This window comes from Myxococcus xanthus (assembly GCF_013116825.1).
Lineage (GTDB): Bacteria > Myxococcota > Myxococcia > Myxococcales > Myxococcaceae > Myxococcus > Myxococcus xanthus_B.
Genome location: NZ_JABFNS010000152.1, coordinates 1 through 20,018, shown reverse-complemented (window position 1 = coordinate 20,018; position 20,018 = coordinate 1). Strand labels below are relative to the sequence as shown.

At 68.5% G+C, this 20,018-nt stretch carries 19 protein-coding genes; 3 read left to right on the top strand and 16 right to left on the bottom strand.

Translation table 11 applies throughout. The annotated features are described in order from the left end of the window. The 10 genes from HNV26_RS31920 to HNV26_RS31875 form a co-directional block, all read right to left on the bottom strand. Positions 1 to 232: S24/S26 family peptidase (locus HNV26_RS31920; protein WP_253817252.1), on the bottom strand; the 232-nt coding region annotated here is incomplete at its 3' end. Positions 233 to 444: 212 nt separating this feature from the next. Continuing rightward, positions 445 to 1,692 (bottom strand): histidine--tRNA ligase, encoded by a 1,248-nt coding sequence (hisS, locus tag HNV26_RS31915; RefSeq protein ID WP_216612919.1) that lies wholly within the window; start codon positions 1,690 to 1,692, stop codon positions 445 to 447. Between the two features lie 26 nt (positions 1,693 to 1,718). After that, positions 1,719 to 2,561 (bottom strand): archaetidylserine decarboxylase, encoded by an 843-nt coding sequence (asd, locus tag HNV26_RS31910; RefSeq protein ID WP_171445431.1) that lies wholly within the window; start codon positions 2,559 to 2,561, stop codon positions 1,719 to 1,721. Positions 2,562 to 2,576: 15 nt separating this feature from the next. Continuing rightward, a complete protein-coding gene (locus HNV26_RS31905; protein ID WP_171445432.1) occupies positions 2,577 to 3,305 on the bottom strand; it encodes a hypothetical protein in 729 nt (242 codons plus the stop codon). 54 nt (positions 3,306 to 3,359) lie between these two features. After that, positions 3,360 to 4,091 carry a metallophosphoesterase family protein gene (locus HNV26_RS31900; protein WP_090492537.1) on the bottom strand — a complete coding sequence of 244 codons (732 nt, stop codon included), beginning with the start codon at positions 4,089 to 4,091 and terminating at the stop codon, positions 3,360 to 3,362. 27 nt (positions 4,092 to 4,118) lie between these two features. Then, positions 4,119 to 4,472, bottom strand: a complete 354-nt coding sequence (locus HNV26_RS31895) for a TIGR02266 family protein (protein WP_216612915.1) — start codon at positions 4,470 to 4,472, stop codon at positions 4,119 to 4,121. A 100-nt stretch (positions 4,473 to 4,572) separates the two neighbouring features. Beyond that, entirely contained in the window at positions 4,573 to 5,499 is a 927-nt protein-coding gene (locus tag HNV26_RS31890; protein WP_011553737.1) for a PfkB family carbohydrate kinase, read from the bottom strand. Between the two features lie 111 nt (positions 5,500 to 5,610). Then, a complete protein-coding gene (locus HNV26_RS31885) occupies positions 5,611 to 7,140 on the bottom strand; it encodes an MlaD family protein (protein WP_171445434.1) in 1,530 nt (509 codons plus the stop codon). A 106-nt stretch (positions 7,141 to 7,246) separates the two neighbouring features. After that, positions 7,247 to 7,984 (bottom strand): ABC transporter ATP-binding protein, encoded by a 738-nt coding sequence (locus HNV26_RS31880; protein ID WP_301338554.1) that lies wholly within the window; start codon positions 7,982 to 7,984, stop codon positions 7,247 to 7,249. Positions 7,985 to 8,025: 41 nt separating this feature from the next. Continuing rightward, on the bottom strand, positions 8,026 to 8,841 hold the full coding sequence (locus HNV26_RS31875) for an MlaE family ABC transporter permease (protein ID WP_171445159.1): 816 nt from the start codon (positions 8,839 to 8,841) through the stop codon (positions 8,026 to 8,028). Between the two features lie 165 nt (positions 8,842 to 9,006). Between HNV26_RS31875 and HNV26_RS31870 the strand changes: the two genes are divergently transcribed. Then, positions 9,007 to 9,588: a hypothetical protein gene (locus tag HNV26_RS31870; protein ID WP_216612914.1), complete on the top strand. Its 582-nt coding sequence runs from the start codon at positions 9,007 to 9,009 to the stop codon at positions 9,586 to 9,588. 35 nt (positions 9,589 to 9,623) lie between these two features. After that, entirely contained in the window at positions 9,624 to 11,150 is a 1,527-nt protein-coding gene (locus HNV26_RS31865) for a hypothetical protein (RefSeq protein ID WP_171445157.1), read from the top strand. Positions 11,151 to 11,164: 14 nt separating this feature from the next. Here HNV26_RS31865 and HNV26_RS31860 read toward each other — a convergent pair whose 3' ends face one another. From HNV26_RS31860 to HNV26_RS31840, 5 genes are read right to left on the bottom strand one after another with little or no spacing between them, the layout of a single operon-like run. After that, positions 11,165 to 11,869 carry an RluA family pseudouridine synthase gene (locus HNV26_RS31860; protein ID WP_171445156.1) on the bottom strand — a complete coding sequence of 235 codons (705 nt, stop codon included), beginning with the start codon at positions 11,867 to 11,869 and terminating at the stop codon, positions 11,165 to 11,167. Further along, entirely contained in the window at positions 11,866 to 13,305 is a 1,440-nt protein-coding gene (locus HNV26_RS31855) for a M16 family metallopeptidase (RefSeq protein ID WP_171445155.1), read from the bottom strand. Before HNV26_RS31855 ends, HNV26_RS31860 begins: the two co-directional genes overlap by 4 nt. Before the next feature lie 29 nt (positions 13,306 to 13,334). After that, a complete protein-coding gene (locus HNV26_RS31850) occupies positions 13,335 to 14,648 on the bottom strand; it encodes a M16 family metallopeptidase (protein WP_171445154.1) in 1,314 nt (437 codons plus the stop codon). 27 nt (positions 14,649 to 14,675) lie between these two features. Continuing rightward, positions 14,676 to 15,341, bottom strand: a complete 666-nt coding sequence (locus HNV26_RS31845) for a response regulator (protein ID WP_171410444.1) — start codon at positions 15,339 to 15,341, stop codon at positions 14,676 to 14,678. A 2-nt stretch (positions 15,342 to 15,343) separates the two neighbouring features. Next, positions 15,344 to 17,494 (bottom strand): serine/threonine-protein kinase, encoded by a 2,151-nt coding sequence (locus tag HNV26_RS31840; protein ID WP_366817074.1) that lies wholly within the window; start codon positions 17,492 to 17,494, stop codon positions 15,344 to 15,346. A gap of 326 nt (positions 17,495 to 17,820) precedes the next feature. On the opposite strand from HNV26_RS31840, the gene HNV26_RS31835 reads away from it, so the two are divergent. Beyond that, positions 17,821 to 19,530, top strand: a complete 1,710-nt coding sequence (locus tag HNV26_RS31835; RefSeq protein WP_171445152.1) for an HAD-IG family 5'-nucleotidase — start codon at positions 17,821 to 17,823, stop codon at positions 19,528 to 19,530. 114 nt (positions 19,531 to 19,644) lie between these two features. On the opposite strand, the gene HNV26_RS31830 is transcribed toward HNV26_RS31835, so the two are convergent. Beyond that, on the bottom strand, positions 19,645 to 20,018 hold a 374-nt coding region (locus HNV26_RS31830; RefSeq protein WP_171452933.1), incomplete at its 5' end, for a class I SAM-dependent methyltransferase.

Here is a 20,018-nt window from a genome sequence, read left to right as displayed (position 1 = left end):
GGGCGCTGGGGCGGACGCGCCGCACCCGCCCCAGCACCCGTGACGGATCCAGCGGTGAATCGTCCTGGGGTGAGTTGTCGCCTCGCAGCGCCACCGCCCCGGCCTCCCACCGCCGCAGCCGGTGCAGCACCAGGGCATGGTCGAAGCGCGCCAGCAGGACGTCACCAGGTCGCGGAGCCCCGTCCAGCGGCTCCACGCCGGCATGGTCGCCCGAGCGCAGCGATGGCCACATGCTGTCCCCGTGGACGGGGACCCAGCTCAGGGCCGGAGGCACAACAGGGGTGGAAGTGTCGCGTGGCATCGCAGGTCAGTCTAACCGACCCGACCTGCGCCCGCGAGTTCCACCGGACCAATAGCCCAACGTTTATCAGGGGTTACGCGCCTACCTCAGTTTCTGAGACTTGGCAAGATTCGCCCGGAATGCTGCTCTCGGCCCACAGAGCACTATGCCGGAACGGACTGACGCTCCCGCACCACCCTGGCGACCTCGTCGAGCGCGACGGGGACGGGCTCGCCTCCGGCCATGGGCTTCAGCTTCGCCTGGCCGCTGGTGCGCTCGGCCTCGCCCAGCACCAGGGTGAACTCCGCGCTGCTCTTGTCCGCGCGCTTCATCTGGCTCTTGAGGCTGCCTCCGCGGGTATCGAACTCCACGCGCAGTCCCTCGCGGCGCAGGCGGCTGGCCAGCACCAGGGCGGCATCGTGCGAGCCCGCGTCCGCCACCGCGACGAAGACGTCCGGCCGCACGGCGAACTGCTGGCCGCTCTCCTTGAGCAGCAGCACCAGCCGGTCCAGGCCACAGGCGAAGCCCACCGCGGGCGCGTCCGGCCCGCCCAGGCTCTTCACCAGCTTGTCATAGCGGCCACCGGCGCCCACGGTGCTGGCGGTGCCCAGCGCGGGGTGCGAGGCGATGAACTCGAAGACGGTGCGCGTGTAGTAATCCAACCCCCGCACCATGCGCGGATTCACGACGTGCCGGACGCCCAGCGCCGTCAGCTTCCGCTGCACGTCGTCGAAGTGCGCGCGGCAGGGCTCGCACAGGGACTCCAGCACGTTGGGGCCGGCCGCGGCGATGGCCTGGCACTTCTCGTTCTTGCAGTCCAGGACGCGCAGGGGGTTCTTCTCCATGCGCTTCTGGCAGTCCCCGCAGAGCGCCTCGCGGTGGGCCTGGAGGTACTCCACCAGCTTCGCGTGGTACGTGGGCCGGCAGGCCTCGTCCCCCAGCGAGTTGATGTTCAGGGTGATGTCCTTGAGCCCCAGCCGCTCCAGGAACTGCACCACCATGTCCATCATCTCGACGTCCTGGGCGCCTTCCTTCGCGCCGTAGGCCTCCGCGCCGATTTGATAGAACTGGCGGTAGCGGCCCGTCTTCATCCGCTCGTAGCGGAACATGGGCCCCATGTAGAACCAGCGAGTGAGCGGCTCCTGATTGGCGATGGAGTGCTCGATGTACGCGCGCGCCGCGGGCGCGGTGCCTTCGGGGCGCAGGGACAGGCTGCGGTCCGCCTTGTCGTTGAAGGTGTACATCTCCTTCCCGACGATGTCGGTCTCCTCGCCCACGCTGCGCACGAACAACGCGGTGTCCTCCACCATGGGCGTGCGGATCTCACCGTAGCCGAAGCGGCCGAACAGCTCGCGGGCCTGCGCCTCCACGTGCTGCCAGATTTCGATCTCCCCAGGGAGGAGATCGTTCATGCCCTTGACGCCCGCGACCTTCTGACTCACGTGATGACTCCGATTCGCTTGCCCAGCCGGACCACCGCTTCCTCCTGGAGGCTGTCGTCCCAGATGACGCGCTTGGGCTCGAACAGGAGGATGACGGTGGAACCCATCTCGAAGCGGCCCAGCTCCCCACCCTTCTCCACCGGCATGGCCGCGCCGTAGCGGTGCACCTTGCCGGGCTGCCCGGTGTGCGTCGTCACCTCGTCGTAGGCCGCCTTGATGCGCGACACGCAGGTGGCGCCCACCTTCACCACCGCGCACTTGCCCGCCACGGTGTCCAGGTACGTCACCAGCCGCTCGTTGACGCAGAACAGGGACTGCTTGTTCTTCACCGACGCGGGGTTCACCGGCCAGAACTCACCCGGGATGTACGCGTACCCGGTGATGGTGCCGCCCAGCGGCGCGTGGATGCGGTGGTAGTCGCGCGGCGACAGGTAGATGGTCGTCCAGGCACCGCCGTGGAAGGGCCTGGCGGCCTCGGAATCCCCCAGCAGTTCGTCCACGGTGTACTCGATGCCCTTGGCCTGCAGGCAGCGCCCGTGATCCGAATAGCCCACCTGGGACACGCGGCCATCCACCGGGGACACCACCACCTTCTCCCCCGCGTCCACGGGACGCAGGCCGGGCTTCAGGCCCCGGGTGAAGAACTGGGCGAAGGTCGGGTAGTGCTCGAAGGAGTGCTCGGCCTCCTCCATGTCCACGTTGTAGGCCTTGGCGAAGGCGCGCATGGCGGCCTGATGCACCGGCGCGGGCACGGGCAGTCGCGTGGCCATCCCCACCACGGTGGAGAGCGCGGACTTGGGCAACACCTGCATCAACTTCATGAAAGTCTGGTCGTTCATATCGGCGAATCGGTGCTAGCGACCGGCGTCGGTCGCGGGTGCCGGACCGCCGTCGGGAGTGACGGGGACAGTCTGAACGGCACTCTTGGGTAACAGCGTGAGGACCTTCCCCTCTTCAATCAGGAGGAATGAATCCTGATGCTGGGGGTACTCCAGGCGGCAGGCGGTGCGGTCGGCGAGCTGCCAGGTCTCCCGCATGCCCCGCCCCTGCACGTCGATGGGGGTGCCCCGCTGGAAGCACCCCCGGAAGCCCGCCACCAGCTCGGACGCGGCCGTGCCAGCCTGGGGGCCACCGCCAGCACCGGCATCTGGAGCCCCGGCATCCGGCGCTTCCACCGGAGCCGCTGGAGGCGCCTGCTCCTCGGTGGACGGCGCGGTGTAGGAACCCGGCGGCAGTTCCCGTGCGCTGGCCACGGCCTCGTCCCGCTCGTTGGCGACCGCCGCCATTCGCTGCCGTCCGTCCTTGATGCGCTGGAGCAGCTCGCGGGCGCCCTCGGCGTCCAGGCTGTCAGCGGGGACGCGCTGGAGCTGCGCCTCGATCTCCCCCACCTGCGGATCCAGGAAGGCCTCATCCAGCTTCTGCGCATACAGCTCGCGGAAGCGACGAGCGGCCTCTTCGTACTCGGCGGAAGGGGCTGGAGGCTCGCGACGGCAGGCAGTGGGCGCCAGCGTGAGCAACACTGCGGAGACGACGCCCACGAGGGGCCTGAGGGACGCTCGGAGGACCAGGGTGCGCACGGACACGGGTTTATGTCATTTCCCCGCGCCTGTCCCCCTTTTGTGCCCCGGAAGCGCGCCTCAGACGCCCAGGAACAGGCGCTTGCCGAAGTTCAGCGCCAGGTCCGCATCGAAGATCTTCTGCGCCGACGTCTCGATGTCGTACTCGACGCGGACGTACTCCACCGTGCGCGCGTCCGTGTCGCAGATGACGAAGCACGCCCGGTTGTCATAGTCGCGCGGCTGGCCCACGCTGCCCACGGAGATGATGTACTTGTAGCCCCGGCGGATGCCGAACTTCTGGGCCACCACGTCGTTCACCTCGCCATTGCCTATGGCGAAGGCGCGGCACAGGTGGCTGTGGCCGATGAAGGTCACCTCCGGCAGCTCCGCCACGTAGGGCGTCAGCTCCCGGGCCTGCTCCAGCGCGAAGATGTACTCGTATGCCTTCGGGTCGATGGGCGAACCATGACAGAAGCCCACGTCGCCAATCCGGTACGTGTACGGGAGGCTGCGCAGCCAGGCCATGTTCTCGTCCGTGAGGACGTTGGCGGACCAGTCCAGCGCGTGCCGGGCGGCGTCGTAGTAGTACGAGTAGTCCATCCGCCCCGCCACCGCCGCGTCATGGTTGCCCAGGAGCGTCACCTCCGCCACCGAGCGAACCAGCTCACAACACGGGTTGGGCGACGCCCCGTAACCGACGATGTCCCCCAGCGAGACGAACCGGTCCACCTTCTGGTGCTCGGCGACGCGGAGCACCTCGGTGAGCGCCTCGATGTTGGAGTGGATGTCGGAGATGACGGCGATACGCATGCGGGGCCTCGGTCCGGTGGCGTGGGCTCAACCCGCCCAGCCGACCTTCACCTGGTTCTGCTGCTGCTGCGAAATCATCTGGCGAAGCCGTCCCAGGGTATCGCTGTCCAGGGACTCGAAACGCAACCCCATGCCCGCCGGAAGCGCTCGATCCTCCGCCTCCCGAAGCCACACCACCGTGGCCTGGGCCTGGATGTCCTGATGGCCCGCGGGAGACAGCTTCACCACCGTACGCGCCCCTCGTGCCAGGGGCGTGCTCGTGCGGAGGAACAGCCCTCCTTCGCTCAAATTCGAGATTCGCGCGTAGAGCGTGACGTTGTCACCCTCGCACCAGCACCGAAGCTGGGTGGGAATCCGCGTGGACTTTCGGTTTTCGCTCAACCCGGAACCTTCTTCCGTCACCCGAATCCTCAGCCTAGGGACGGCCTGATTCCACAGTCAAGCTCAAGGGTGGTGGGGCGCCCCACCCCTGCCCACGCCCTCATCGCTCCAGGGAGCCCAGGTCGTCGAAGTGGGTCAGCTTCCGGAACTCGGCGAAGCGGGCGTGGATCTCCGGCCGCGTCACCTCGCGCAGGCGCTCCAGGCTGAACTTCTCCACCGTGAAGGAGGCCATGACGCTGCCCATCACCATGGCGCGGCGCAGCAGCGCCTGGTCCAACACGCCACTGGAGGTGGCCAGGGCGCCCATGAAGCCGCCGGCGAAGGTGTCCCCCGCGCCGGTGGGGTCGAAGACCTCGGCCAGGGGGAAGGCGGGGCACGCGAAGATGTGCTCGGCCTCGAAGAGGAGCGCGCCGTACTCACCGCGCTTGATGACCACGCGCTGCGGGCCCATGGCCATGATGGCGCGAGCGGCCTTCACCACGTTGTGCTCGCCGGCCAGCTGACGGGCCTCCGCGTCATTGACGAACAGGAGGTTGACGCGGGAGAGCGTCTTGAGCAGCGCGGCCCGGCTGCCCTTGATCCAGAAGTTCATGGTGTCGGCGGCCACCAGCTTCGGCGCCTTCACCTGGTCCAGCACCTGCGCCTGGAGCTCCGGGTGGATGTTGCCCAGGAAGACGTAGGGCGTGTCCCGGTAGGACTCCGGCAGCTTCGGGGAAAAGGCCTGGAAGACGTTGAGCTGGGTGTCCAGCGTCTGCGCCTCGTTCAGCTCGTAGCTGTAGCGGCCCTTCCAGCGGAAGGTGCGGCCCGTCTCCCGGGTGAGGCCCTCCAGGTCGATTCCCCGTCCGCGAAGGAAGTTGAGGTGCCCTTCGGGGAAGTCCTCGCCCACCACCGCCACGACACGCGCGGGGCTGAAGAACGAGGCCGACGTAGAGAAGTAGGTGGCCGAGCCCCCGAGGATGTCCTCCTTCTGGCCGAAGGGGGTTTCCACTGAGTCCAGGGCGACGGAGCCGACGACGAGCAGGGACATGCGAGCTTCCTGGGGGGAGATGCCGTGACATCAGGCACGGCGCTCCCCTGGGCCCCGTGCCGATGCCGGGTACGTCGTTTCCCGTTTTCCGTCAAGCACCGAGCGGTGGGTTCAGGGCGTCGGAATGCCTGTCAAGGTGAGGATGGCCTTCAGATCATCATCCGTGAAGAACAGGCCGCCGCCCACGAAGAAGTCGCGGCCCGCCACCAGGCGCCGCGTCGCCAGGTCCCGCTGCTGCGCGTTGAGCATGTCGTCCATGCCGGCGATCAAATAGAGGTGGTCGAGGGGCTGGGCGCGCAGGCTGGCGCGCAGGCGGGGGTAGCGCAGCTCGTCGTCCGCGAAGTTGAAGGCGTCCACCTGGAACCGGAGCGCGTCGTTGAAGAAGTGCAGGTCGGCGCCCACGCCGCCGGTGGACTCGATGAGGCCCACGCGCAGGGTCGTGAAGTACCAGCGCTTGGCGAACTGGGCGCTGACCTTGAGGCTCTCCTTCGTCACCTTCCGCGTCTGCACGACGGGGTCGCCCTCGGACGGAGGGTTCGTCTGCAACACCTCCGTCGTCACGCTGCCGCGAGGGTCGTCCACCAGCTCCAGCAGGTAGTACTTGTCCGGCTTGGGGATGAGCCGCACGGAGAAGACGTTCTTCGAATTTCCCTGAGCGGCCAGGTAGGTGCTCTGGATGCCAATCTCCGCCTGGAGGTCGGTCAGGCGGGACGTGAAGCGCGACACGTCCTGCACCGTCTCGCGGAGCTCGCGGCCCACGGCCTCGTCGGCCAGCAGCACGCCGGCGGCGCCCTCCCCTTCCTTCACCTTGCGGGTGATCTCCTCGATGTTACCCAGGGCGCCGTCCAGCTTCTTGAGCGTCTCCTTGAGGCTGGCGACGGACTCCTTCACATCGCCTTCACCCGTGCCCACGATGTTCTTCACGCTGCCGAGCACCTGGCGCACGTCGCGGGTGATGAACTCGATGTTGTCGATGATGCGGGTGATTTCCGCCTGGTTGCCCTGGGTGATGCCGCGCACGTCCGCGGAGATGGCCTCGACGTTGCCGACGATGGTGTCCAGGCGGTCCGCGTTGCGGCGGACCGTGGCATCCACGGAGTCCGACAGCCGCACCAGGTTCTCCACGATGCGCTGGAGCGACCCCGCACCACGCTCACCGCCGAGCACTTCTCGCAGCGCTCCCGTCACCTCCTGGATGTCGGCGGTGATCTGCGACAGCGACTCGAAGACGGCCTCCATGCCCTGGGTGTCGACGACGCGGCGGATCTGCCCACCCGACTCCAGGCGGGGGGCGCCCTCCGTACCGGGGTTCAGGTCCAGCAGGTAGTCACCCAGCAGCGATTCCGAGCGCTTGGTGACGATGGCGTCCTCGCGCAGGTCCACGTCGTTGCGGATCTTCAGCCAGACCTTCGCCCGGGTCCCCTCGAGCGAGATGTCGTCGATTTCGCCCACCGGGATGCCGGCGATCTGCACACGCCCACGCACGGCCAGGCCGGACGCATCCCGGAAATAGGCCCACACCCTCGTGGATTCGCTGTCGCTCAAGCCACCTTTGCGAGCGAACAGGACGAAGGTGACGAAAAAAGCCCCCGCCGCGATAACCAGCAGGCCCACACGGAAGGGCGTGACGAGCTTCTTCACCTGTTGTGACTCCGAGAGCGACCGGCCGGCGCGACTCTAACGTTTTGCATCCTGAGTGCCACATTTTCCTGGGGGCCCCCCGCCCTCCCGCCGCTCCCAGCCCCGGTCAGTTCTTCCCGAACCAGGTCTCCAGGAACACCTTCACCGCGGGGTGCTCCGCCTCGCGGAGTTGCTCCGGCGAACCGCTGGCCACGATGACGCCCTTGGAGAGGAAGGCAATCTGGTCCGCCACGTTGAAGGCGGAGGAGATGTCATGGCTGATGACCACGCTGGTGACGCCCAGTTCCTTCTGGGCGGCCAGGATCATCTCGTCCACGGAGTCCGTGGTGATGGGGTCCAGGCCGGTGGTCGGCTCATCATAGAGCACCACCTTCGGGTCCATGACGATGGCCCGTGCAAGGCCCACCCGCTTGCGCATGCCCCCGGACAGGTCCGCGGGGAACCGGTCCTCGACGTCCTTCTTCAGCCCCATCAGGTCCAACCGCGCGCGGACCTTCTGGCGGATGACGTCCTCCGGATCCTTCGTGTGCTCCCGCAGCGGGAAGGCCACGTTCTCGAAGACGGTCATTGAATCGAACAGCGCGGCGGCCTGGAACACCATGCCGAACTTGTTGCGCACCCTCTGGAGCGCCTCGACGCCCATGGGGACGATGTCCTCCCCGTCGATGATGACCTGTCCGCGGTCCGGCTTGAGCAGACCAATCATGTGCTTCATCAGCACCGTCTTGCCGGAGCCGGAGCCGCCCAGGATGACGCAGGTGCTGCCGGCCGGCACGGTGAGGTTGATGCCGGTGAGCACCTTGTGGTCGCCGAACGTCTTGTGCAGGTCGACCACCTGGATCATCGGCGTGCCGGACGCCGGAGCGTTGGAGGCCGGGGGCGACATCAGAAGAAGAGGACGCCCAGGATGAAGTCGAGGATGAAGATGGACAGGGCGCTGGCCACCATCGCCTCCGTGGTGGCCTGACCCACGCCCTTGGCGCCGCCCGAGGCGTTGAAGCCCTTGAAGCAGCAGATGAGGGACACCGCCAGGCCGAACACGGCGCCCTTGAGCAGGCCCTGGAAGATGTCCTCGGGCGCCAGCCACTGCTGCGTCCGGGTGAGGAAGGTTCCGGGGGAGATGCCCAGTCCCCCGACGGCTACCACGTAGGCCCCGCCCATGCCCATGGTGTTGAAGAGCATGGTGAGCGCCGGCACCATGAAGAGGCCGGCCAGCACCCGGGGAACCAGCAGGTACTGCACCGGGTTGACGGCCATGGTCTCCAGCGCGTCCACCTGCTCGGTGACGCGCATGGTGCCCAGCTCGGTGCACATGGCAGAACCTGCGCGCATGGTCACCATCAGCGCGGAGAACACGGCCGCCAGCTCGCGGGTGAGCGTCAGCGCCACCGTGGGACCCACCAGGCTCTCCGCGTCGAAGAGCCGAAAGGCGGTGGACGTCTGCAGCGCGAAGACCATGCCGGTGAACGTACCGGTGAGCGACACGATGAAGATGGACCCCACGCCCACGAAGTCCAGCTGGGCGAAGAGGTTGACCAGCCGAAAGGGGCGCCGCACGCTCCAGCGGAACACGTCCAGCCCCATGGTGATGATGCCGCCCAGGGTGCTGACGATGTCGATGAGGCCCTGGCCAAAGCGCGTGACGGCCTGGGTGATGGGCCCGGGCTCGCGTGCCGGCTTGCTGGGGGTCTGCGTGGTCATGCGTTCGGGGCTACTCTTTATGGCGGCCCGGTGGCCGGCACAAGGCCCGGGGAGGCAAGCGACGAAGACACTTCCTCCCTTGGAAGCGATGCCGTTATGTTCCGCGCCCCTTTACTCCCATGCCCGGCGGCGTCCCCTGCCGGGCAGAGAAACAGACGAACGAACATGGCAACTCATAAGGTCGGCGGCGAGGTGGATGCGCTTTGTACCCGCTGCAAGCTCACTCTCGCGCACACCATCCTGGCGATGGTGGGAACGAAGATTGCTCGGGTGCGCTGCAACACGTGTGGCGGAGACCACGCCTATCGCGCGGCGCCTGGTGCGACGGATCGCCCCGCGTCCAGCACCACCCGCACCACGCGCTCGTCCTCCAGCAGCAGCTCGAGCGCGTCCGCGAAGGCGGAGAAGGTCATCATCTCCTTCGAGGAGCAGCTCGCTGGAAAGGATGTCGCCAACGCGCCCCGCTACAGCCCGAAGGACACGTACAAGGTGGATCAGGTCATCCAGCATCCCACCTTCGGCACGGGTTACGTGTCGGCCGTTCGCGGCGACAAGGTGGACATCACCTTCCGCACCGACACCAAGACGCTGGTGCACGGCCGTGGTGGCGGCCCGGTGGAGAAGCCGGTCTTCAACCCGCCCAACCGGCAGGTGACCGGGCCCGCGGACAAGCCCCTGCCCGTCGGTGACAGCGGCGAGCCGGCGCCCGCTGACAGCGCCGAGCCGCCCCCCGCGTCGGGGGATTGACCGGGGCCGCACATTCATCAGGAGGGGCACGGACGATGACACTGCGCGCGCTGCCCCTCCTGATGGTCCTCGCCGTGCCGGTGGCGGGGTTGGCGGCCACACCTGACGTCACCGTGTCCTGGTCGCCTGAGCGCATCGTGCTCGGCACCAATGTCCCGGTGACGTTGAAGGTCCGGGTCCCCGCCGGCACGGGAACCCTCCACGCCGCGGCCTCCACGGGCACCTTCGACTCGAACCGCGTGGAGCGTGGCGCGGTCCGCCTCTTCCAGTGGCGGCCTCCTTCCGTTCGTTATCCACAGGTGGCCGTGCTCCTCTTCTGGACGGACGCACCCACCGCGGACGCGCCACCCCTGGTGACGGTGGTGCGGCTGCCGCTGGTGGGACTCACGGAGCTCGACGTCGCCACGGCGGCGGGCGCGCGCGTCGAGGTGGAGGTCGCGAATCGCCGCTTCGGCCCTGTTCGGGCGAACGCCCGGGGACAGGCGCGCGTGCCTGTCGAAGTCCCGCCTGGCGTCCGACAGGCGCGAGTGCTGGCCACGCGAGGGACGCTTCGCACCGATGCAGCCGTTCCATTGGACCCGCCGCCGGACTCGCCGCTGGCCGCGACACTCACGCCGCCTTCCCTGCCATCAGTGGAGGGAGGCTGGCTCCTGATGGCGGGCGAAGCGCCCCTGAGCGCCAGTGACGTCGACGTGGAGGCGGAAGGCGCGGCGGTCGCTCCTCCCGATGAGGACCTGCCGACGTCAGCGGTGGTGGCCCCGACCTCTGAGGACCCGCGGACGACGGGGCCTCTGTCAGATGCGGCAACGCGGACGGCCCCCGCGAGAAGCGGCTCCGCTCCGCCAGCTCAGGAGCTTCCGACGGATGATGCGCTCCACTCGACCGACGTCGGAGCCAATGCCCAGGACGTGCTGCGTGTTCGCGTCGTTCCAGCTTCCGGAGCCAAGCGGGTGCAGGTGCGCGTCCGCCACCGGGACCAGGCGCACGCATCACACATCGAAGCCGACGTCACCGTGCCGCCCACGTCCGTCACCGCGCGCGCACCCGAGGCGGCCGACATCTGGCGGAGTTCGTTCTTCCTGCTCGCGGGAGGAGTCATCGCGAGTAGCGCCAACACCGGCCCATCGGGCGGAGTGGGCGTCTCGGTCCTCACGCCTTGGTGGAGGCACCGCATCGCGGCGGAGCTGGAGGTCGGAGCCCGCACCACCATGTACGGTGGCCCGGTAGAGGCGCTCGGAGCGGTGCGCTCACAGGTGCTGGCCTTGCCCCTGCTGCTCTCCGTTCGCGCGGAGTTCTTCCGCCGTGGCGCGTTCTCCCTCCACGGGCGGGCAGGCGCCGGCCCCGTCCCCTTCCACCACTACCTCTTCAGCGAATTCCAGGGCGAAGTGAAAGAGAGCAGGGTCTCCGGCATGGGCTTCGTCTCCCTCCAGGCGGCCCACCGCTTCGGCCGCTGGAGCGCGTTGGCGGAGGCGCGAGGCGCCTGGGCGCCGGTGCACACGCCCTGGCTGGACAGTCAGCTCGGCGGGCTCGCGATGTACGTGGGCATGAGGTTCGAACCGTGAACCGGCCCTGGGCTTCAAGGTGAAGTGACGGACGCCCGCAGCAGCTCGCGGGCACGGGCCATGTCCTCAGGTACGGGCGCCTCCACGGCGCGAGCCTCGACCCCTGCCAGGGAAGGCCACTCCACACGCGCGGCATGAAGCGGCGTGCGTGACAGCACCACCGAGTCCCCTTCCCCACCCAGGTCCTTCTCCGTCAGCGGCGCCTCGCGGCCGTACTGATGGTCCACCAGCAGCGGATGCCCCAGGGACAGCAGGTGCACGCGAATCTGGTGCGTCCGCCCCGTGAGAGGCTCGGCCTCCACCAGGGACGCACGCTCGAAGGTCTCCACGGGCCGCACGCGGGTACGCGAGGCCTTGGCCTCCGTATCCCCAGGCCGAGCCACGCGCATGCGCCCCTTCCTGCCCGCCACCAGGGGCGCATCCACCATGTGCGGCGCTTCGACCCGGCCCTCCACCAGCGCCACGTAGCGCTTGCGCACCTTCCCCGTCTCGAAGGCAACCGACAGGGCCCGGTGCACCGCGGCGTCCAAAGCGAACACGAGGGCCCCCGAGGTGTCCCGATCCAACCGGTGCACCACGAAGATCTTCTGGCGCCGCTGCGTCTCCAGCAACTCCCGCAGCGAGGGGCCGCCTTCGCGCCCGGGAATGACGAGCATCCCGGGCGGCTTGTCCACCACGAGCACGCCGCCGCCCTCGAAGAGGATGCGGACGTTCGTCACTCGTACTCCGACGCCGGTACCACGGTGATGGGGCCCAGGCCCTTGAGCTGCTTCTTCACCACGTCCGCCTTGCCCAACACCACCACGGCGGGCGCCTGCGCGAAGCAGTACTTCTTCGCGGCGGCCACGACTTGCTTCGGCGTCACCGCGCGCAGCCGGTCCCGGAACCGCTCCACCCAGTCATCCCCCAGCCCGTGCAGGCGGGCCTCGGCGATGCTTCCGGCAATGGACTCGTTCGTCTCCGTCCGCAGCGGGTACAGGCCGGCGAGGTAGGCCTGGGCATCCGCCAGCTCGCGGGGCTTGAGCCCCTTCTCCCGGACGCCGCCGATCTCCGCCAGCGCCACGTCGATGATTTCGCGCGTGGACTCCGTCTTCGTGAAGGTGGACAGCGCGAAGACGCCGGCCGCGTTCATCGAGTCGAACCAAGAGCTGACGCCGTACGTGAGGCCGCGGTTGACGCGAATCTCGTTCATCAGGCGCGAGGTGAATCCACCGCCCAGGGCGATGTTCATCGCCGTGGCCGGGAAATAGTCCTCATGGCCCATGCGCATGCCGGGGCCGCCCAGCCGCACCTGCGACTGCGTCTGGTCCGGCTTGTCCACGATGATGACCCGCCCACCCTGGGCAATGCGCTCCGGCGCGGGAATGGCGACGGGCGCATCCGGCCCTCCCGTCCAATCAGCGAAGGCATCTTCCGCCGCGGCAGCCACACGCTGCGGATCCACCGCGCCCACCACGATGAGCATGGACACCTTGGGGCCCATGCGCTCCTGGTGGAAGCGCACCACGTCATCGCGCGTGAAGGTCTTCACGGTCTTCGACGAACCGCCCACGTCGTGGCCGTAGGGGTGGTTGCCCCAGAGCGCACGGACCATGGCGCGGTCGGCGATGATGGACGGGTCGTCCAGGTCATTGGCGAACTGCGCCAGCTCGCGCTCGCGCGCATCGTCCACTTCGGACTGCGGGAACGTGGGCTCGCGCACCAACTGGCCCAGGATGTCGAGCATCTGCGCGAAGTGCTCGGACGGCGTGGTGAGGGCCACCGACAGCGTGTCTTCACTCACACCCACGCCCAGGCTGGCGCCGACGAACTCCACCGCTTCGTCGATGGCCTGCGCGTTCAGCCGGCGGGTGCCCCGGCGCAGCAGCCGGGCGGTGAAGTCCGCCAGGCCGTGCTTGCCATCCGGGTCGGTGGCGCTGCCCGCGCGAATCACCAGGCGCACGGACACCATGGGCAGGGGCCCGCGCTCGGCGGCGATGACCTTCAGGCCACTGGACGTGGTGCTTTCGTGCAGCGTGGGGAGCGTGAGGGCGCTCGTCGTGGCGCGGGCCGCGCCGCGCTTCGGCGAAGCCTTGCGGGCGACGGGGGCCTTGCCGCCGGCGCGCTTCGCCGGACGTGCGGGGGACTTTCGGGAGGGGCTCTTGCGAGAAGCCATATCGGGAGATTTCCTTGTACGGACCGGGCTCAGGCTTCGGTGGGCGCGGGAACCAGCGTCACCACGGAGCGGCGCTCGGGCGCGAAGTACTTCGCGGCCACGGCCTTGACCTGGTCGTTGGTGATGGAGGCGTAGGTGGAGGGCAGCGTCAGCAACCGGCGCCAGTCGCCGAGCAGCGCCTCGTAGTGGCCCAGGGCATGCGCCCGGCCGTTGTTCGTTGCCAGCTCGCGCAGGTGGTCCGAGCGCAGGTTGTTCTGCGCCTTCTGCAGCTCGCGCTCGGTGATGCCCTCCCGCGCGATCTTCTCCAGTTCGGCGTACAGCGCGGCCTCCACCTTCTTCGGGTCGGAGTCCGGCTTCAGGGCCAGGTAGAAGAGGATGGTGCCCGGGTCGATGCGCCAGCTCCAGTCGAGCATCAGCGACACGGCCAGCTTCTGCTCGTACACCAACGAGCGGATCAGCCGGCTCCCCTCCCCCTTCGTCAGCACGTACTGGATGACATCCAGCACGAAGGTGTCGTCATCGCGCGCGGGCGGCCCCCGGAAGCCCAGCATCAGCGCGGGGGACTGCGCGGGGTGGCGGACCTCGGCGCGGCGCTCGCCCTTCTGCTCGGGCTCCGAGTTGAGCACCGCCGCGGGCGCGGGGCCCTTGGGGATGCTCCCGTAGTACTTGCGCACCAGCGCCAGCGTCTTCTTCGGGTCGATGGCCCCGACGATGTAGAGCACCGCGTTGTTGGGCGCGTAGTAGGTGCGGAAGTAGTCCTGGCAGTCCTCGCGGCGGATGGCCTCGATGTCCGCCATCCATCCAATGACGGGCCAGCGGTAGGGATGCGCCTTGTAGACGAGCGTGCCCAGCTCCTCGTCCATCAGGCCGAAGATGTCGTTGTCCACGCGGACGCGGCGCTCTTCCTTCACCACCTCGCGCTCGCTGGTGAGCGTCGCCTGGGAGATGCGCAGCGAGCGCATCCGGTCCGACTCCAGGTCCAGCACCGTCTCCAGCGCGTCGGCGGAGAAGTCGTCGTAGTACACCGTCAGGTCGGTGGACGTGTACGCGTTCGAGCGGCCGCCGTTGGACTCCAGCGTCTTGTCGAACATCTTGGGGCCGTACTTCTTCGCCCCGTTGAACATCATGTGCTCGAACAGGTGGCTGATGCCGGTGATGCCGGGCCGCTCGTTGCGACTGCCGACCTGGAACACGGTATAGAGGCTGACGACAGGAGCCTGGTGGTTGGCGAGCAGCCGCACCTGGAGGCCGTTGGGAAGCGTGGCCTCGTGGACGTCGAACAGGGACTCGAGTGCGGGGTCCGCCACGCGAGTGGGTACTTTGCTCGGGGAAGCCTTGGACATAGGACCCCGAACCTAACCAGAGCGTGGCTATAGATCCACGACACCCGCACGCAAGGCCATCACCACGGCCTCCACGTGAGAGTTGACGCCCATCTTCCGGTAGATATGCGACAGGTGCGTGCGCACCGTCCGCCGCTCCAGCGTCATCACGTGCCCCACCTCGGCGTTGGACAGGCCCTTGGCCACGTAGCGCAGCACCTCGAACTCCAGCGGCGTGAGCGCCCAGGGGTTCTCCGGCTTCTTCTCCGCCTGGGTGGACTTCGCCTGAACGGACTGGAAGTAGTTCCAGAAGCGCTTGGCGATGATGGGCTCCAAGACGGTCCCGCCCTCCATCACCTCCTGGATGCCGGAGCGGATCTTCTCCGGCCCCACCCGCTTCACCAGGTAGCCGGAGGCCCCGGCCTGGATGGCCTCGTAGACCTTCGTCTCATCGTCGAAGGACGTGAGGATGAGGATCTCCACCTCCGGAGCGCGGCGCTTCACCCGCTGGGTCACCTGGATGCCGTTGATGCCGGGCAACTCCAGGTCCAGGAGGACGAGCTGGGGGCGGAGCTGGACGATGTCCTCCACCGCGGCCTCCCCTTCCTGGGAGGTACCGACCACCTCCAGTTCGGGAAAGGTGGCCAGCACCTTCACCAGATTCTTCAGGAGCTGGGGTTGATCCTCGACGACGAAGATGCGGGTCGGGTCCATGGTCACCGCCTCGGAGACGTGAACGAGTCCACCAGGACCTTGAGGTGCTGCCCCCGCTTGATGCGCAGGTCCAGCTCCTTGGGCTCACCGGTGGCGACGGACACCAGCTTGATACGCCGGGTGCCCACCTTGACGGGGTATCGATTGAGAGGCGTACGGCGGCTCAGCCGCTCGCCGTCGACGTAGACGGTCGCCGGCACATTGGTGGTGATGGTGACATACGCGCGCTGAGACTTCGGGGGTGGCTTCGGCTCGGGGGCCGCGTCCTCCTCGCCCCCTCGCGACGTGGCTTCTGGCGCGGGCGGCGGCGAACGCACCGGCACCGGCGGTGACGGCGGCGCGATGGGCATGGCGGGCGGCGGGCCCACGGGGGCGGCCTCCGCCTTCGCCTCCCGCGGGGCCTCCTCCGGCGCGGGTGCGGCATCACCACCGAGCTGCCACGCGGCCACCAGGAAGGTGATCAACCCCACCCCGGCGATGGCCGCCGCGATGCCCAACCGGCGTCCATACCGGTGCTGGGCCACGGACAACCGCTGCTCCGCGCTCACCAGGCGCCGGTGCACGTCGGACGTGGAAGGCAACGCCGGATCGGACGGCGGCATCGCGATGTAGTCACGCGCTCGCGCCGAGGCTGGCTGCACCGCGGGCAACACGTCTGGAATCGTCTTGGGCCCCTTGGCCTCCACCGGGGCGCGGCGGATCCGGGCGCCGCGCCGACCTGGCGCGGAGACGGAGACCGAGCCCTCGTCATCCGCGGGCGGCTCGGGCGCGGAGAAGTCCTCCACGACCTTGAGGCGCGGATTTCGCCCGATGCGGGTGTGGCCGCTCCCGCCCCCCACCGACGACTGCTGGCGGCGAGGCTTCGGCGGAGCGGCGCCCGGCGGCGCTTCCCACCCCTGCTCCAGCGGTCCGGCGGGAGCGGGCCCGGTGTCCTCCCCCTGCGCGGAGGTGGAGTCGGAGGCGGACGCGCGCGAGGGTGGCCGCACCCGCGTGGCCGCGTCCGCCACGTCACGCTCATACAGCTCCGGGCGGTACTCCTCGAACGCGGGCTCGGAGGCCTGCTGCGTCTCGGCGTTGGCCTCGTCCTCGGTCAGCGCGCGGCTGTATGGGGCGCGTTGAACCACGGACTTCTCGAGCTCCTCCGCGCGCAGGTCGTCCATCTCCGCGCCGGAGATGGGCTCCAGCGTGAAGGGCTCCTTGAACGGCGGGGGCCCCGAGCTGACGAGGCTCATCTCGTTGGGGAACAGCTCCCGTACGAAGCGACGAACGTCGTCCGCCGACGGCATGCCGCCACTGGCCGCGAGCTGATTGCGAAGCGACGTGGCGAACTCGCCACAGGAGCGGAAGCGGCGCTGGGGCGTGGGCTCCAGTGCGCGGAGGATGAGCGGGTCCAACCGGGAATTGATGCGCCGGTCCACGCGGCTGGGCGGCGGCAACGCCTCGCTGCGCCGCGTGGACACCCCGCCGCTGCCGGGCACCACGGGCTCACGCTGGGTGAGCAGCTCATAGGCGATGGCGCCGAGCGAGTAGATGTCCGACTGCGCGGAGTGCGGCTCGCCCCGCGTGACTTCCGGCGCGCGGTACGTGCCGCGGCCCCGGTGGCCAAACGACTTGCGCAGCTGGGGCACGGCCATGAGGGCGCGCAGCGCGCCGAAGTCGCAAACCGCGGGAAGACCTTCATGCGACAGCACCACGTTGCCCGGGGTGATGGCGCCGTGCACCACGCCCGCCTCGTGCGCCTGATGCAGGGCCTCCAGGAGCTGGATGATGATGTGGAGCGCCACGGTGGGCGGCAGCACCACGTCCTTGGAGTGCAGCCGCTGGAGCGCGGTGCCCAGGGTGAAGCCGTCCACGTCCTCGCGGACCACGGCTAGGCGCTGGCGGACGACGCCCAGGTCCACGACGTGGAGGATGCCCGGGTGCCGCACGGGCTGGAGAAGCCGCGTCGTCTCCGCCAGGTCATGGGCGTAGGCCGGATCGGACGTCCTGGGGTGGAAGAGCTTCACCACCACGGGGATGCCGGGAAGCTCGATGCCCTGATACAGCTCGGCCAGCTCCCCGCCCTCCACCTTGCCCGTCAGCCGGTACGTGGCGGTCATCGCTTCTTTCGCGCCGGACGTCGCCGCGTAACGGCGGAAAAGACGAAACCACACCACACGCACGACTCACCGCGGCGGCCACGCGGCAGCTCCAGCGTGCACCCCGGGCAGCGGGGACGGGCCCGGGCCGGACGCTCGGCCGCACGCTGGGCGGTTCTTCGCGCGGGGGGCTCGGTGGCGGCGACCTTCAGACGCAACCGGGCCTCCAGGCGGCGAACCCGATCTTCGAGCGCGGCGATCCGGGCGGACAGGCGAGCTTGAGCCGCCTCGGGGGCCTCCGAGGGCTGTCGTCGGGTGGGCGAGCGCATCGCAGACCCCGAAGCGTGCCATGCCGGCTCCAAACCCCGCAAGGTAAGAGCCGGGCCACCCACACGCGTGTTATGTGTCTGAGTCCCTTGGCACCATCACTTTCCCCGTTCCGTCCCATCCCGGGTGGGCCCGCGTCGGACCCGCTTCACGGGAGCTTCCGTTCTCCCCTCAATCGAGCCCGCGCCGAGGACGCCGCCCAGCGAGCCGACGGACTGCTCGCCGACGAGGAACTCACGCAGCTGCTCACGTCCCCCCGCGAGCGCCGGGTGACGGTGCAGCGGGCGCGGGACATCTTCGTCAACCGCAACCTGCGCATGGCCAGTGTCGAGCTGTTCGGCTTCGACATGGATTACACGTTGGCCATCTATCACATGCGCCGGCTGGAGCAGCTGTCGTTCGACATGACGCTGGCGAAGCTGGTGAGTGAGTACGGCTATCCGCCGGTGGTGGGCGGGCTGCTGTACGACCATCACTTCGTGATGCGCGGGCTGGCGGTGGACCGCGTCAACGGCAACATCCTGAAGATGGACCGCTTCGGCCACGTGGGCCGCGCGTACCACGGGCTGCGCCCGCTGAAGCGCGAGGTCTCACGTGAGCTGTACCGGAACAAGCGCGTGCGGCTGCGCAACTCGCAGTTCGCGTGGAACGACACGCTGTTCGCGCTGCCGGAGACGTGCCTGTTCGCGGGCATCATCGAGCTGCTGGAGTCGCTGGGGCACACGGTCCAGTACGGCAAGCTGTACGACGACATCCGCGAGGCCATCGACACGGTGCACCGGGACAACTCGCTCAAGCGCGAGGTGCGCAAGGACCTGGCGCGCTACGTGTTCCTGGACCCGGAGCTGGGGCCTGCATTGCACAAGCTGCGCTCGGGCGGGAAGCGGCTTTTCCTGCTGACGAACTCCGCGTGGGACTACACGGACGCGATGATGAAGTACCTCCTGGACGGGCAGCTCGCGGAGTACCCGAGCTGGAGGAACTACTTCGACGTGGTGGTGACATCGGCGGGCAAGCCGGGCTTCTTCACCGACTCGCACCCCTTCCTGGAGCTGGATGCGTCCACGGAGGAAGGCCGCGTGGTGGGCGAGGCCACGTCGCTGGAGCGCGGCAAGGTGTACTCGGGCGGCAACCTGGCGCGCTTCGAGGAGCTGACGGGCTTCCGGGGCGAGAACATCCTGTACGTGGGCGACCACATCTACGGCGACATCCTGAAGTCGAAGAAGTCGTCGCTGTGGCGCACGTGCATGGTGGTCCAGGAGATCGAGGACGAAATCACGTACACGGCGACGCGGCAGGAGGAGATTGGAACCCTGTCGCGGGTGGAGGTGCTCCGAGAGCGCCTGGACGACGAGGTGAACCACCACAAGACGCTGCTCAACATCCTGGATCGGCGGCTGGAGCGAGAACAGCTGGCACCGGACGAGCGGCTGGGCGTGGAGGAGCTCCGCAAGCAGACGAAGGCGGAGCTGGACCGGATGCGGCGGGCCCTGAAAGAGGCCAACGAGATCGCGGACACGCTCGAGCAGGACGTGGAGGAAGGCTTCAATCCTTACTGGGGCCTGCTCTTCAAGGAAGGCAACGAGAACAGCCGCTTTGGCTACCAGGTGGAGCAGTACGCCTGTCTGTACACGAGCCGGGTGTCGAACTTCCTGCACCATTCGCCCATGCAGTACTACCGCTCACCACGGGACAAGATGGCCCACGAGCAGGCCGGAGCCCTGTCCGCCCGGCTGTCCCCGATGGGCAGCGAAGGCCCCCCGAAGGGCGCCGGGAACGAGTAGGCCACATACGACGTGTCAGACCCTCCCGTAGGATGGGAACCTGTCAGGTAGTCGCCCCTGGAGGTCGGGTGTTACCTTGAGGACTTCCCAGGTTCCATTCACGGATGACGGCCCTCACGGCTCGGCGGAGGGCCCCACGCGGCCCCAGATGACGTCGGTGAAACGCGAGCCGGGCTCGTCGTCCAGACCCAGCTTGCGAAGGTCGTCCGTGTACTTCGCGCCCTTCACCACCACCCACCGCCGCGCCACGCGCCGGGCTTCCTCCAGCGTCTCCTGCGTCAGCGGTGCGTGTTCCGCGAAGCGGCGCAACATGTCGAACGCCGGCTGTGACTTGCGCGGCTTCGCGAACATCGGGTCGAAGAAGACAACGTCGAACGCGCGCGACGGCAACGTCTTCAGGTACTCGCGCGCATCCGCGTGCACCACTTCGATGGGCCCTGAGTCCTCGCCCAGCGCATAGCGCCGCAGCCCCTCCCCCGCCACCGCCC

Excerpts from the sequence above, each read along its gene's own strand:
- hisS (WP_216612919.1), bottom strand. The coding sequence starts at position 1,692 with ATGAACGATCTCCTCCCTGGGGAGATCGAAATCTGGCAGCACGTGGAG.
- HNV26_RS31900 (WP_090492537.1), bottom strand. The coding sequence starts at position 4,091 with ATGCGTATCGCCGTCATCTCCGACATCCACTCCAACATCGAGGCGCTC.
- HNV26_RS31865 (WP_171445157.1), top strand. The coding sequence starts at position 9,624 with ATGACACTGCGCGCGCTGCCCCTCCTGATGGTCCTCGCCGTGCCGGTG.
- HNV26_RS31890 (WP_011553737.1), bottom strand. The coding sequence starts at position 5,499 with ATGTCCCTGCTCGTCGTCGGCTCCGTCGCCCTGGACTCAGTGGAAACC.
- HNV26_RS31880 (WP_301338554.1), bottom strand. The coding sequence starts at position 7,984 with ATGATCCAGGTGGTCGACCTGCACAAGACGTTCGGCGACCACAAGGTG.
- HNV26_RS31845 (WP_171410444.1), bottom strand. The coding sequence starts at position 15,341 with ATGGACCCGACCCGCATCTTCGTCGTCGAGGATCAACCCCAGCTCCTG.
- asd (WP_171445431.1), bottom strand. The coding sequence starts at position 2,561 with ATGAACGACCAGACTTTCATGAAGTTGATGCAGGTGTTGCCCAAGTCC.
- HNV26_RS31835 (WP_171445152.1), top strand. The coding sequence starts at position 17,821 with ATGTGTCTGAGTCCCTTGGCACCATCACTTTCCCCGTTCCGTCCCATC.
- HNV26_RS31875 (WP_171445159.1), bottom strand. The coding sequence starts at position 8,841 with ATGACCACGCAGACCCCCAGCAAGCCGGCACGCGAGCCCGGGCCCATC.
- HNV26_RS31855 (WP_171445155.1), bottom strand. The coding sequence starts at position 13,305 with ATGGCTTCTCGCAAGAGCCCCTCCCGAAAGTCCCCCGCACGTCCGGCG.
- HNV26_RS31850 (WP_171445154.1), bottom strand. The coding sequence starts at position 14,648 with ATGTCCAAGGCTTCCCCGAGCAAAGTACCCACTCGCGTGGCGGACCCC.
- HNV26_RS31870 (WP_216612914.1), top strand. The coding sequence starts at position 9,007 with ATGGCAACTCATAAGGTCGGCGGCGAGGTGGATGCGCTTTGTACCCGC.